This is a genomic window from Streptomyces sp. NPDC087300 (assembly GCF_044744425.1).
GTDB lineage: Bacteria > Actinomycetota > Actinomycetes > Streptomycetales > Streptomycetaceae > Streptomyces.
Genome location: NZ_JBIUYI010000003.1, coordinates 421,309 through 434,708 on the forward strand (window position 1 = coordinate 421,309; position 13,400 = coordinate 434,708).

The window sequence follows — 13,400 nt, forward strand, 5'->3', positions numbered from 1 at the left end:
GGGTCTACCGGTCGGCGAGGCGGTAGGCGGTGACTTCGAGGGCGGTGTCGACGATCGCGTACTCGGGGCTCTGCCAGCCCGGGGCCCCGGTGTCGGACCGGTGCGCGGGCTCCTGGACGGACTTCTCCTGGTCGGTGCTGTGCATGGCCCTGCCTTTCCTGAAGAGGTGGGGTTTCAGGAGCAAGCCACTGGGGCGCGGGACGGCGCAGGTGGCGGATGCGTTCACATGGGTGTCCGGCGTTCAGTGACGTGCAACAGGGTCGCGGCATGACGGAGCACCGTCAATGGTCCGGACCGATTCGTCCCCGACACCGCTTCGATATCCGGCCATCACGGGGTCCACACATGGGCAGGAATGCGACACCGTGTCTGATCGTTGACCATGGGAGTACCAACCGACGACTTAAGGATCGAAAGCTCGTGAGCAAGGTCCCCCCGATCATCCTGAACAACGGCGTCGAGATGCCCCAGCTCGGGTTCGGCGTCTGGCAGGTGCCGGACGACGAGGCCGAGAAGGCCGTCGCGACGGCCCTGGAGGCCGGGTACCGCAGCATCGACACCGCGGCCATCTACGGCAACGAGGAGGGCACGGGCAAGGCCATCGCCGCGTCCGGCGTCGCCCGCGACGAGCTCTTCGTCACGACGAAGCTCTGGAACAGCGAGCAGGGCTACGACTCCACCCTCCGCGCCTTCGACGAGTCCCTGCGGAAGCTGGGCCTCGACCATGTGGACCTGTACCTGATCCACTGGCCGCTCCCTTCGAAGGACCTGTACGTCGACACGTACAAGGCGTTCGAGAAGATCCACGCGGACGGCCGCGCCAAGGCCATCGGTGTCTCGAACTTCCTGCCGGAGCACCTGGAGCGGCTGCTCGGCGAGACGTCGATCGTCCCGGCCGTCAACCAGATCGAGCTGCACCCGCACCTCCAGCAGCACGCCTCCCGCGCGTTCCACGCGGAGCAGGGCATCACCACGGAGGCCTGGTCGCCGCTCGGCCAGGGCAAGGGCCTCCTGGAGGTTCCCGCGATCGTCGCGATCGCGCGGAAGCACGGGCGCTCGCCCGCGCAGATCGTGCTGCGCTGGCACATCCAGCTGGGCAACGTGGTGATCCCCAAGTCCGTGACCCCGTCGCGGATCAAGGAGAACATCGACGTCTTCGGCTTCGAGCTCGACCCCGAGGACATGGCGGCGATCTCGGCCCTGAACGAGGACCGGCGCATCGGCCCCGACCCGGCGGCGTTCGACGTGGTCTGACCGACACGGGTCCGTTCGTAGCGCGTATTGGCCCGCTTTCGGTGGCCCTTCGGGGTCAGCGGAGGCGGGCCAGTCGTGCTTTCAGGTCTGCGACGTCCGGGTGGGTGGGGCCGAGGGCGGACGTGAGGCGGGCGTGCGCCTGCTCCAAGACGGCGATCGCCCCGGGTAGGTCCAGCCGCACATGCGCGCAGGTCTCTTCGTACGCCCTGACCGCCTGCTCGATGTCGCCCCTGCGCAGGAACGCGTCGGCAAGCTCGTCCAGCACGCGCAGCGTGTCGGGGTGGGCGGGGCCCTGGGTGTCGCGCCGGAGCGTCAGGACGTCCTGGAGTTGCAGGAGGCCGTTCCGCACGTTCTCCTCGTCCAGGGTCCTGATCCGGGCGAGAGCGAACCGTTCCAGCGTGAGAAGCGTTTCAGGGTGGTCCTCACCCAATGCCCTTGACCGGTCCGCATGCGCGCACCGGTGCGCGGCGAGCGACCGCCCCTCGTCGTCGGTGACGGCGGCGAGGCGTTCGTACGACAGCAGGGTCTCGAGGTCGCCGTCGCCGAGGAGCTCGCGACGGAGCGCCAGCGTCTTTTCGTAGAGGGCGATCTGCCGTTCCCTGGCGCCGATGGCGCCGTAGGCCGCCGCCACGAAGTCGGCGGCCCTGAGCGTGTCCGGGTGCTCGTCCCCGAAGAGCCCGCTCCGCACCGACCGGACCTCTTCGAACAGGCCCAGGGCCTTTGCCGCTCTCTTCTCGGCGAGGTGCGTCTCGGCCAGCCGCTCCCGCACGTCCAGTGTCTGCGGATGCTCCGCGCCCAGGGTGGACCGGCTGGCGGCGAGCGCCTGCTCGTAGGTGTCGACGGCACGTGCCACCTGGCCCCGCCGCCGGTAGAGCCCGGCCAGATCCGCCTGTGTCGCGGCCGTCCGCGGATGCCCGCCGCCGAGCACCCCCGCCAGCGTCTCCACCACCCGCTCCAGCTCGGTCACCGCGCGGTCCGTGTCGCCCGCCGCGGCGCAGGCGAGGGCCAGGTCCCGGTGCGCCATGACCGACTCGAGGTTGTCGAAGCCCGACCCCCCGCGCCAGTCGTCCAGCGCCTGCTCGTAGGAGGTCACGGCGTCATGGTGGCGTCCGGCCTTGGCGTACATCCCGGCGAGACGGGACCGCAGCCGCAGGAGGCTGCGATGCCGGGACCCCAGCGTCCGGGCAGCCGTCTCGCACACGGCCTCCAGTTCCCACACGCCCCGGTCCGGGTCGCCCGACCGCGCGAAGGCGTCCGCGAGCCCGGCGCGCAGCTCCAGCGCGTCGATGCTGCTCAGGCTCCACTCCCCGCCGGCCAGGGCGGCCTGGGCGTCCTTGAAGAGCTGGACGGACTCCTCGGTGCGCCCCGCCGCGAGGTGCGCCTTCGCCAGCTCCGCCATCGCCGCCACGGCCTCCGGCGACTGCTCGCCCGTGAGCCGTCGCCGACAGGCCAGGGCCCGGTCCAGGAACTCGACGGCCCGCGCGTACCTCGCCTGGCTGAGGAGGAACTGCGCGGTGCCGGTGAACAGACCCGCGATCCGCTCGGTGTCCTCGCTCGGCTCGGTCCGCGCGCACAGGCTCTCCACGAGGGGCAGGAGCGCTCGGCAACGCGACCAGTTCGCCGGTTCGTCCGCGGGCTTCGGGAACGCGGAGACGAGGCAGGCGACGGCCCGGTCGCGGGCGGCGTCGACGTCGGCACGGCCCCGGCCCGGCAGTGACTCGACCGGGACACGCGCGACGGCCCCGACCCGGCCCGGCAGCGTGACCGTGGCCGCCACCGGGTCCGGGTGGACCAGGCCGCTCTCGGCCAGGGCGTCCAGACAGCGCGTCACGTCGCGCCCCGGGTAGAGACTGGTCAGGAGCAGTTCGCGAGGTACGGGATCGGCGCCCAACCAGGCAAGGACCAGCAGGAGTTCCATCGCCATCGGGTCGTCGAGCGTGCGCAGCGTCTCCCTGATCGCGTCGCGGATCGCGTCCGTCGGCACCGGGTCCTTCACCGGCTCCGGGTCCTCGACCGGCCCCGCTTCCTCCGCTCCCGACCCGCCCTCTTCCCGCCCGAGCCGGGCGAGGTACTCGGTCACCGGCACACCCGTCTCCGCGATGTGCGCCGCCGCACGCACGACCGCGCCCGGGTTCCGGCCCAGCTCGTCGCAGAGGACCGTGGCGCCTTCCACCTCCCGGCCCACGCGCGCCTTGAACATCCGGACCGTCTCCGACAGGGCGGGTACTTCGAGGCCGAGCCGGAAGACGTCGTCCGGCCAGCCGGTCGCCGACCGGCTGGTGATCAGGACGGCGCCGCCTGAGCCCAGGCGGGACAGCAGCACGCGTGCGCGGGCGGGCTTCTCGACGCCGTCGATGACGAGCGCCCAGCCCGTGTGGGAGCTCAGCCACTGGAGGGCCCATTCCCATCGCCCGCGACCTTGGCCGCCCTCCGCCTCCGGCGGCTGAAGGGCGTCGGTCAGCTCGGCGATCCCCCGGATCAGCGACGCGGGCGTGTCCCCCTTCACCCACCACACCGGCGGCCGCCGCTCACGCGCACCCCACCGCCGCGCCCACGCCTGCGCGAGCATGGTCTTCCCCACGCCCGCCGCGCCGTGCAGGACGACCTGGTGGACCCCGCCGATGTCGGTGAACGCCCGGTCGAGGCCGTCGAGTTCATGGGCACGGCCCACGAAGGCATCCGTGGCAGCGATGTTGGAGAGGCCCGGCGGAGCCGTCACCGCGTCAGGCGAGGCCAGTCCCACCGGTGGCGCCCAGTCGTCCTCATCACCCAGCTCCAGACCCACCGTGTCCAGGTCCTGGACGACCGGTACGGGCCGCTCCACCACCCGTATCGCCCGCCCCCGCAGCACCCCCAACGCCTCCTCGCTCACCAGCGCGAACGGCTGCCCCACCGCCCCGAGGCCCCGGCTGCCCGCTCCCTCCCCCACCGGCACCACCGCACGGAACGCCCGGGTCGCCGAGCCCGCCCGTGCCTCGATCTCCGCGCCCAGGCGGCCCAGGAGGTCGGCGACCGCCAGCGACTCGGGGCGCGGGAGGGTTTCGAGGAGGGCGCCGCGTGCGCCGGGGACGAACTCGTACAGGCCGCGCTCCGCGTCGACCGGTTCCAGGAGGCCGCTCAGGAGGACCTCGGCGAGGTCGCTGGGGCGTGAACCCGGTGTCACCCGTTGCTGGATGAGCCGCATCACCGGCAGCGCGGGGACGGAGAGCGCCACGTGCGCGGCGAGGTCCGCCGCCGTGGGCGATGCCGCCGCCTGGAAGCGGAGGATGCGTTCGGTGATCGGCAAGTCGCCTTCGGTGGCGAGGGGTTGCTCGTGCGGCGGGCGTACCGCGCTCACGTACGTCATGGCCGTGTCCCGGTGCCGGTCGCCGGACGCGGTGACCAGGCCCGCCCAGTCGGCGAGCCACTCGGGGGCCAGTTCGAGGACCGGCACGGGTATCGCCTCGGGGGCGGCCCTGCCCGCGCGGCCGTCGTGCGGGGTGAAGCGCAGCGCGGTGTTGGGGGCGCCCGCACGCGACGCGATGGCCCGCCCGGGGACGGCGGGGGCCGCGGTCCTGCGCCAGAGGCGTTCGGGGAGCGGCTGGAGGATCGCGGTGGGGCCGCACCCGGCCCACCGGTGCAGGGCGGGATCCGCGCGCCCGCCCCACCAGTGCGGACCCGAGCAGTCGCTGAGCACCAGGACCACCTGCCGCCCGGTGGGGTCGACGAGCGCCGCCGGGTCCAGGGCGGGCCCCACGGCCGAGCTGCGTACGCCGACGCGCGGGCCGAGGTCGGTCAGCTGCCAGACGCGGACGTCGCGGAAGGCGCCGGTGCGCAGCGCCGCCTCGCGCAGCTCGCGGCCGAGCGGACGCCACACCGCCATCGCGGGGCCGGTGTCGACGACCAGGGCCAGGCTCAGGAACCGGTCGGTGGCGGGGACGAGGACCGGGGCCCAGGGGCGCAGGCCCGGGTGGCGTGCGGCGCGGGCGGCGGTGGCCTCTTCGTCCAGGGTGCGGCGGCGCGGGTCGGGGACGCGCCGCTTCAGTGGACGCAGGGCGCGCTGGATCGCGAGTTCGTGGCGCAGGGCCTGCGGGGCGGGGACGAGGACCTCGTCGGCGTCCGTGCCGGGGTGGAGGATGCCGTGGGGGACGTGCAGGGCCGCGCGGCGGCGCGGGTCGCCGGGGCCGGGGCGCGGGCCGTCGTCGCCCTCCGCCGGGCCGGTGAGCTCGTCGCCGGGACCCTCGCGCCCGGCCGCGCCCGCCTCTCCATGGATGACTTTGCCCACCACGGGGCCGTGGAACGTGCCCTGCCTGAAGTCCGAGCGGTCGCCGTCCGCGAGGGACGATGATGCCGGTCCGGGGCTCGCCTCCGGCGCGGGAAGCCGCTCGGCGAGCCACAGCATCTCCGCGAGCTCCAGCGGGGTGACCGGCGGACCCAGCGCCTCCAGCGCCTCCCTGAGCCGGTCAAGCGTCATCGTGCCGGGTCGCCTCGCCGCTCAGGAACGGCATCACCTGGTCCGCCAACTTCCGTACGTCCTCGGGCTCTTCGGTGAACGACGCGTGATGGCACATGTAGATGGCGTTGAGGAGCTGGTCGTTGGCGAGCAGTCCGCCGCTGCGGCGTTCGAAGAAGCGGTCGATGATCTCCTGGGCGCCCGGCGGGAGTTGGCCGCCCTCGCCGCCCAGCACCGGGCCGAGGTGCTCGCGGACGATGGCGGTCAGCTCCGCCACGCTCGCGGGCTGCTTCAGGTCGACGGTCACGCAGCGCCGCAGGAACGCGGGCGGGAACTCGCGCTCGCCGTTGCTCGTCATGACGACGAGGGGGAAGGCGCGGCAGGTGACGGTGCCGTCGCGGATCTCCACGCGGTCGGTGGTGCTGTCGGCGGTCATCACCCTGGCGGTGGGCGCGGCGCGCCTGGCCAGCTCGACGAGTTCGTACGAGCCCTTCTCGAAGACGGTGAGGAGATCGTTGGGCAGGTCGATGTCGCTCTTGTCGATCTCGTCGACGAGCAGCACGCGCGGGTGTTCGTACGGGAGCAGCGCGGTGCCGAGGGGGCCGAGGCGCAGATAGTCGCCGATGTCGTCGCCGGGCCCCACATCGCCCTCGCCCCGGGCGCGTTCGGCGGCGTACAGGCGGGTCAGCGGGTCGTATGCGTAGAGGCCGTCGCGGAGCGTGACGCGGCTGGTGATCGGCCAGTGCAGGACCTTGCCGAGGCCCAGCTCGTGCGCCACCGCGTAGGCGAGGGAGGACTTGCCGGTGCCGGGGGCGCCGGTCACCAGGAGCGGCCTGCGCAGGTACAGCGCGGCGTTGACCTGCCGGACCGCGTCCTCGGCGGGCCGGTAGCTGACGGCCGCGTGCGGGTTGCCCGAGTCGCCGGGCGGGACGGGCAGGGCGGGGCCGCCGGTGAAGGTGCGCCAGGGCGGTGGCGCGGGGAGGCGCTCGACGCCGTCGTGCGGGGTCCGACTGCCTTGGTAGATACGCCAGTTGGCGGTCCCGGTCGCCTCAGACATGCTGCACACTCCCCGTACTCGACAGGTCTCCCGCACTCGGGACGTACCCCACGCTCGGCACGCTCTCCGTACTCGGCACGTCCCCCACGCTCGGCACGCTCTCCGTACTCGGCACGTCCCCCACGCTCGGCACGCTCTCCGTACTCGGCACGTCTCCCACGCTCGGTGCGTTCCCCGTACGCGGCACGCTGCCCGTACACGGCACGCTGCCCGTACTGGAAACGTCCGCCAGGCTCACCGCACTCGCTCCGTTCACGGCTCTCCGCCCGCCCCCATCGCCAGCGGCGGGTCCGGCTTGCGCTCCGGGTCGTCCCAGAACAGGGTCAGCCGGTGGCCGCAGTGCTCGGCGTCGCCCTTGTCCGGGGAGCGGGCCTCCTTGCGCAGCCGCATCACCTCGCACGGCAGCCGGTCGGGGTCGAGCGCGGCGACCGCTCCCGTGAGCCGGTCGAGGAACTCGTCAGGGGTGCAGCCCGCATGGCCGCCCTCACCGCAGTCGTGCCGCCGCCACAGCATGATCGGCACTCCCGTGTCGAGAGCGGCGGCCAGCCAGTCCCCCACGGGTGTCGCGGCGTACGCGAGGGCGCACACGTCGTCGTCCGCGTCCAGCCAGTCGTGGAACTCGTCGTAGCCGTACGGCAGTCCGCACGCCACGCGCCGGGGCCTGGTCTCGCCGCGGGCCCGCACCGTCTCCCAGCGTCTGCGGGTGAGGCGCGAGACGGTGAGCGGCTTGAGGCGGTCCATGTGCCGGACGACGACGGGCACCGAGCGCAGCGGCCGGGGGCGGGCGGCGCCCGGTTCGCGGATCTGCCACTCCTCGAACGGCTCGCTCATCAGCCGCTCCGGCACCACGAACTCCGCCATCCAGTCGAACTCGTGGACCCGGCCGACCTGTTCGGCGAGCAGCGCCTCCACCTTCGTACGCAACTGGCGGGGCCGGATCCGGACGGGACCCGACCTGCCGACGGGCACGCCGTCGACCACGGTGCAGACGGAGAGGTCGAAGCCGGCGCCGCGGGTCATCGACTCGGCGCGGAACATCACGGATCCGGTGGGCGCGACGGCCCCGGCCGCACCGACGGCCCCGCCCGCACCGGCCGCCTCCCCTTCGTAGTCGTCGTGCTCGGGCATCCAGCGCCGCAGCCACGCGCCGATGTCGGCCCCCGGCGGCGCGGCCGCGCGCAGCGAGGTCAGTAGCCGCACCAGGCGATCCTCGCCGGTGAGTTCCTCGGCGACGTAGCGGACGGCGCCCCACACGGAGCGGAATTCGGGCAGCGGGCGGCGGAAGGTGGGGAAGGCCCTGCGGACGATCAGCTCCAGGTTCGGCGCGTCGATCCGCACGCCGTGGAACAGGGCGCGCAGTTCGCGGCGTGGCGCGTCCGGGAGCCAGTCGAGCGGCAGGAGGTCGTCGAGCTCCTCCCAGTGGCGGCGGATGGTGTCGAGGGGCAGCATCCGGCCGATGCGGCCCGCAGGTACGCCGTCGAGCACGGCGTCGGTGACGATGCCGACGACGAGGCCGGTCTCCGGTTCGTACACGGCGGCGCCGCTGAACCCCTCGTCGAGGCACTGGGCGTGGCCCTCGCCGACCTCGACCTCCAGCCACTCCTGGCCGAGCAGCCGGTCCGCGCTGGTGCGCAGCGTGACGTGCGTGCCCTCCTTGTCGTGGCCGAACGGGAAGCCGAGGGCCCGCAGTTCGCGTGCGGTGCGGCCCGCGCGCGGGCGCAGGACGTCGAGCGGGGCGAACGCGCACGGCGGCACGTCCGGCATCCGGTCGAGCTCGACCACGGCCACATCCCCGCGGTCCCCCACGCGCCGCCACTGGCCGGCCCAGGTGACGGCCCCGTGCAGCGCGTCGGCGATTCCCGGCAGCGTCACGGAGACCTCGGCGAGGCCCTGGACGACATGGGCGCAGGTGATCAGCCGCCCGCCGTCGACCAGCATGCCCGCCCCTCGGGGAACGCCGTCGACCGTGCCGATCCTGGCACGCCAGTCCACGTCCGACATTATTCGCCCGGTACGGCCTGTCCGGCGCCGTCCTGGCGGCCGCCGTGTCCGCCGTCGTCGGCGCTGGTGCCGGGCGCGGCCCCTTCCGGCGGCCGTGCGCCCTGCTCCCCGGCCGGCCCGGCCCCCTGTGCCGGGATGCCGGGAGCCGGCCGCCGCGACCAGGTCAGCTTGACCGTCAGGTGTCCCTCGGCGGCCGTCTTGGCGATGACGGCGCCCGCCACGGCGCTGAGCTTGACCCCGAACTCCAGCTCGATGGTCTCGGGGTCGAGCGCCCGGTCCCTGAAGGTCCGCAGCGCCGACATCGCGGCACCGCGCACATTGTTCAGGGCCGACTCGAAGCGCCCCTCGACCTCGTGGATCTCACCGTCCCCGCCGCGCCGCGACACGGACCGGAACCCGGGGTCCCGGGAATCCACCTCGACCACGACGGGCCCCTCGTCGGACTCCCACCGCATCAGCTCGCTCACTCGGCCGCACCCCCTGTCCGCCCAGCAGGAACGTGCCCGACGTTACGTCAACAGGGGCCTCCACACAGGGCGTTGGGATATTCCGTGCGCCCTCGGGGCGAGCGTCGGGCTAGCCCTGGTCCCGGTCCTTGACCGCCACGTGCACCGTCTGGGCGAGCAGCAGGAACGCGTCGGGGCGCAGCATGAGGCCGCCCGGGTCGGACGGGTCGATGAGGCGGTCGAGCGTGGCCAGTTCGTCGGCGTCGAGGATCTCGTCGTACATCTCGCGCCGGCGGGTCAGGTCGTTCACGAGGTGGACGCGGGCCTCCTCGGAGAGCGGGGCGGGCAGGTCGAGCAGGAAGCTGCGGGTGGCCACGTGCCGCAGGCCCGCCGCTTCGAGCAGGGCCGCCCAGTCCTCCACGACCTCCTTGGCGCCCGGCAGGCCCGCGCGCATCTCGGCGAACCACTCCTCGTCCGCCGCCTCCATGCGGGACTGGAGGCCCGGCTTGCCGAAGCCGATGTCGCGGGGCAGGCTGCGTGCGCTCAGGCCGCCCTCAAGGAGGGCGATCGCGCCGCCGGGGGCGAGCCGCTCCGCGAGCGCGGTGAGCGCGGCGCCCTGGTCACCCACGTGGTGCAGCGACTTGCCCACCCACATCAGGTCCGCGGTCGGCAACTGGCCGATGTCCTGAGGGAGTTCGAACCGCACCGTGTCGAACCGGTCGGCGACGCCGTCCCGCCGGGCGCGCTCGCGGGCCCGCTCAAGGAGCGGCTCCTCGGGGTCGGCCGCGACGACCCGTGCCCCGGGGAACGCGTCGGCCAGCAGGAACGCGACGCCACCCGGGCCCGCGCCCACGTCGGCCACGACGGCCGGTTCCGGCGTCCACTGCCGCAGCCACGCGGTCACCTCCCCGTACATCGGCGCGGCGACCTTCGCGTACCGCTCCAGGTGCTCGCCCATCCGGACCCAGTCGATGTCATCGGTGCCGTGGGAGTGCTTGTGGGCCCGACCGTGGCCGTGGCCGATGGTGTGTCCGTGCGCCATCGTTCCGCGCCGCCTTCCTGCGGTGTCTTTGCCCGCCTTCGCGGGAGAACGGTGCCAGCCTGCGCCTGTTTCCCTGTTCCGGACCACCCGCCTTGCCGTTTCGGCAAGCAGCCATGAAGCAGCGCGCCTGAAGCCTCACCTCATTTGCCTAATACCTTTAGGCATGTGCATTATTGCGTTAGGAAGAACGAAGAGCAGAGGGAGGGCGACCCATGGCCGCACGGGCAGGACTGACCACGGACCGCCTGGTCGCAGCGGGGGCCGAGCTGGCCGACGAGGTCGGCTTCGCGCACGTGACCGTCTCCGAGCTCGCCCGGCGCTTCGACGTCAAGGTCGCGAGCCTGTACTCGCACGTGAAGAACTCCCACGACCTCAAGACCCGGATCGCCCTGCTCGCCCTGGCGGAACTCGCCGACCGGGGCTCCGCCGCCCTCGCGGGCCGCGCGGGAAAGGACGCGCTGACCGCCTACGCGAACGTCTTCCGCGACTACGCACGGGAGCACCCAGGGCGGTACACCGCGACCCAGTTCCGGCTGGACCCGGAGGCGGCCGCGGCGAGCGCGGGCGGCAGGCACGCGCAGATGACGCGGGCGATCCTGCGCGGCTACGACCTGGCGGAGCCGGACCAGACGCACGCGGTGCGGCTCATCGGCAGCGTCTTCCACGGGTACGTCAGCCTGGAGCTGGCCGGCGGCTTCAGCCACAGCGCGCCGGACTCGCAGGAATCCTGGGCGTGGACCCTGGACCGGCTCGACGCCCTGCTCCGTAGCGGGCCCACGCCCTGAACCCGGCACACAGGCACACACGCACACGAACCATCCCGACCCTCTGATCAACAGGCTGAGGCAATGAGCACTCCCCACACCTCCATGACCGCCGTCCCCCTCACCCCCGACCTCCTGCGCGGCGCGCTCGACCTGGAGCACACCGCGCACGGCGTCCTGCCGCACCGGCTGCCCGCCAGGGCCCGCGCCCAGTGCGCCGACGGACAGCTCGCCATAGTCGAGTCGCAGCCCTCCGGCGTACGCCTCGTCTTCCGCACCCGCGCCACCGCCGTCGAGCTGGACGCGCTGGCCACCAAGCGCGTCTACCCGGGCGCCCCGCCGCGCCCCGACGGCGTGTACGACCTGCTCGTCGACGGACGTCCGGCCGGACAGGCCACCGTCGCGGGCGGCAACACGCTCACCATCGACCTGGCCACCGGCGCCGCCGAGCACCGTCCCGGCCCCGTCGGCACCGTCCGCTTCGACGGTCTCGCCGCGGGCGAGAAGGACGTCGAGATCTGGCTGCCGCACAACGAGACCACCGAGCTGGTCGAGCTGCGCGCCGACGCGCCGGTCGAGCCCATGCCCGACCGGGGCCGCAAGGTGTGGCTGCACCACGGCAGTTCGATCAGCCACGGCTCCGACGCCGCGAGCCCCAGCACCACCTGGCCCGCGCTCGCCGCCTCGCTCGGCGGCGTGGAGCTGATCAATCTGGGCCTGGGCGGCAGCGCGCTGCTCGACCCGTTCACCGCCCGCGCGATACGGGACACCCCGGCGGACCTGATCAGCCTCAAGATCGGCATCAACGTGGTCAACGCCGATCTGATGCGGCTGCGCGCCTTCGGCCCCGCCGTGCACGGCTTCCTCGACACGGTGCGCGAGGGTCATCCCACCGCGCCGCTGCTCGTCGTCTCGCCCATCCTGTGCCCCATCCACGAGGACACGCCCGGCCCCTGCGCCCCCGACCTCTCCGCACTCGGCGAGGGACGGCTGCGCTTCGTGGCGACGGGCGATCCCGCGGAGGTCGCGCGCGGCAAGCTGACGCTCGGCGTCATCAGGGAGGAGCTCGCCAGGATCGTACGGGAGCGTGCCGCCGAGGACCCGAACCTGTACTACCTCGACGGCCGCGAGCTGTACGGCGAGGCCGACTCCGCCGAACTGCCGCTGCCCGACGAGCTGCACCCGGACGCCGCCACGCACCGCCGCATCGGCGAGCGCTTCGCCGGGCTGGCGTTCGCGGGGACGGGAGCCTTCACGGACCGGCCGGCCTGATCCAAACGAAAGACCCTAGAAGCCTCCGTCCTTCCTGAACGCCCGCAGCCCGAACCACGGGTCGGGGCGCGGGAGTTCCTGGTCGGGCAGGTCCGCGAGGCCCGCGGCGAACCGTTCGGCGAGCGGTCCGTCCGGGGCGATCCGGGTGAACCAGCCGCGGTGCAGGTCGTCCACCGTGGAGCGCGGCGAGCGGCCCTGTCCGTGGCCTCGGAAGCGGGACTCCCCCGCGGGCGTGAGACCGTGCGCCGCGGCGGCCGCCGCGACCTGGTCGGCACGGTCCGCCGCGGGCCGGATCGGGCGGGGCGCGAGCACGGCGTCGATGTCGCTGCCCACGTCGTGCGACGCGGCCTTGTCGACGGTGGTGACGAGGGTCCCGCCGGGCCGCAGCACCCGCGCGCACTCGGCGACGACGGACGCCGTCTCCTCGGCGCCGGACAGCAGGTGCAGCAGCCACACCGTGCTGACGGCGTCGAACGCGCCGTCGGGGAAGGGCAGTCGGCGGCTGTCGCCGAGCACCACGGCGCCCGGCACCCGGCCCGCCGCCATGCGGGCCATCCGGTACGCCGCGTCGACCCCGGTCACCCGCAGGCAGGGGCGCGCGGCGAGGCGCCGCGTGACGAGGCCGGTGCCGCAGGCGACGTCGAGCAAGGTGCGGGTGTCCGGGGGCAGCAGCCCGACGACCGCGTCCGCGGCGGCCGCCGCGCGGGGCTCGCCGCCGCGCGACGCGTCGTAGCGGTCGGCTTCTTTGCTGTAGTCGAGCACCGACGTCATTCCGCGCCGTGGCCGGGCGCCAACGCCGCGACCCTGCGGGCCAGTTCGAAGTCGAGGTCGGTGAGCGCGCCGCCCGCGTCGTGCGTCCGCACGGACACCGCGACGGTGTTGTAGCCGAGCGTCAGGTCGGAGTGGTGGTTCAGCTCCTCCTGGGTCTGCGCGATGTGCAGGACCAGGGCGGCCGCGGCGAAGTGCGAGCCGAGCCGGTACGTGCGGCTGAGCAGGCCGTCGTCGACCAACCAGCCGGGCAGCTCGGCGAGCCGGTCCTCGATCTCCTTCAGCGAAAGCGGTTCGGGGGTCATGGGCCACGCTTCCTTCCTGGTCGTCCGGGCCCGGCACGACGGCGGACTCCGGGGCCTGC

At 73.6% G+C, this 13,400-nt stretch carries 11 protein-coding genes; 3 read left to right on the forward strand and 8 right to left on the reverse strand.

The genetic code is table 11. From position 1 onward, the window contains the following. Positions 1-4: 4 nt before the first annotated feature. Positions 5-145 (reverse strand): pyrroloquinoline quinone precursor peptide PqqA, encoded by a 141-nt coding sequence (pqqA, locus tag ACIO9J_RS12680; RefSeq protein ID WP_401996867.1) that lies wholly within the window; start codon positions 143-145, stop codon positions 5-7. A 317-nt stretch (positions 146-462) separates the two neighbouring features. On the opposite strand from pqqA, the gene ACIO9J_RS12685 reads away from it, so the two are divergent. Beyond that, a complete protein-coding gene (locus ACIO9J_RS12685) occupies positions 463-1,254 on the forward strand; it encodes an aldo/keto reductase (protein WP_401998542.1) in 792 nt (263 codons plus the stop codon). A 55-nt stretch (positions 1,255-1,309) separates the two neighbouring features. Here ACIO9J_RS12685 and ACIO9J_RS12690 read toward each other — a convergent pair whose 3' ends face one another. From ACIO9J_RS12690 to ACIO9J_RS12710, 5 genes are all read right to left on the reverse strand, one after another. Further along, positions 1,310-5,707, reverse strand: a complete 4,398-nt coding sequence (locus ACIO9J_RS12690; RefSeq protein ID WP_401996870.1) for an SAV_2336 N-terminal domain-related protein — start codon at positions 5,705-5,707, stop codon at positions 1,310-1,312. Next, entirely contained in the window at positions 5,697-6,743 is a 1,047-nt protein-coding gene (locus ACIO9J_RS12695) for an AAA family ATPase (RefSeq protein ID WP_401996873.1), read from the reverse strand. The genes ACIO9J_RS12690 and ACIO9J_RS12695 overlap by 11 nt, the downstream gene beginning before the upstream one ends. 252 nt (positions 6,744-6,995) lie before the next feature. Beyond that, on the reverse strand, positions 6,996-8,744 hold the full coding sequence (locus tag ACIO9J_RS12700; protein ID WP_401996875.1) for a trypsin-like peptidase domain-containing protein: 1,749 nt from the start codon (positions 8,742-8,744) through the stop codon (positions 6,996-6,998). Further along, positions 8,744-9,211: a CU044_2847 family protein gene (locus ACIO9J_RS12705; RefSeq protein ID WP_401996877.1), complete on the reverse strand. Its 468-nt coding sequence runs from the start codon at positions 9,209-9,211 to the stop codon at positions 8,744-8,746. The genes ACIO9J_RS12700 and ACIO9J_RS12705 overlap by 1 nt, the downstream gene beginning before the upstream one ends. 109 nt (positions 9,212-9,320) lie before the next feature. Then, complete coding sequence (locus ACIO9J_RS12710) at positions 9,321-10,232, reverse strand: class I SAM-dependent methyltransferase (protein WP_401996879.1); 912 nt, start codon at positions 10,230-10,232, stop codon at positions 9,321-9,323. Between the two features lie 212 nt (positions 10,233-10,444). On the opposite strand from ACIO9J_RS12710, the gene ACIO9J_RS12715 reads away from it, so the two are divergent. Both ACIO9J_RS12715 and ACIO9J_RS12720 read left to right on the forward strand, forming a co-directional pair. Further along, positions 10,445-11,017 (forward strand): TetR/AcrR family transcriptional regulator, encoded by a 573-nt coding sequence (locus ACIO9J_RS12715; protein ID WP_401996881.1) that lies wholly within the window; start codon positions 10,445-10,447, stop codon positions 11,015-11,017. Positions 11,018-11,080: 63 nt separating this feature from the next. Next, positions 11,081-12,268, forward strand: a complete 1,188-nt coding sequence (locus ACIO9J_RS12720; RefSeq protein ID WP_401996883.1) for a GDSL-type esterase/lipase family protein — start codon at positions 11,081-11,083, stop codon at positions 12,266-12,268. 15 nt (positions 12,269-12,283) lie between these two features. Here the strand turns inward: ACIO9J_RS12720 and ACIO9J_RS12725 are convergent, their stop codons facing one another. Both ACIO9J_RS12725 and ACIO9J_RS12730 read right to left on the reverse strand, forming a co-directional pair. After that, positions 12,284-13,030, reverse strand: coding sequence for a class I SAM-dependent methyltransferase (locus ACIO9J_RS12725; RefSeq protein WP_401998545.1), 747 nt, complete (start codon positions 13,028-13,030; stop codon positions 12,284-12,286). Between the two features lie 5 nt (positions 13,031-13,035). Continuing rightward, positions 13,036-13,341 (reverse strand): 4a-hydroxytetrahydrobiopterin dehydratase, encoded by a 306-nt coding sequence (locus tag ACIO9J_RS12730; protein WP_401996885.1) that lies wholly within the window; start codon positions 13,339-13,341, stop codon positions 13,036-13,038. Between the last annotated feature and the right edge of the window lie 59 nt (positions 13,342-13,400).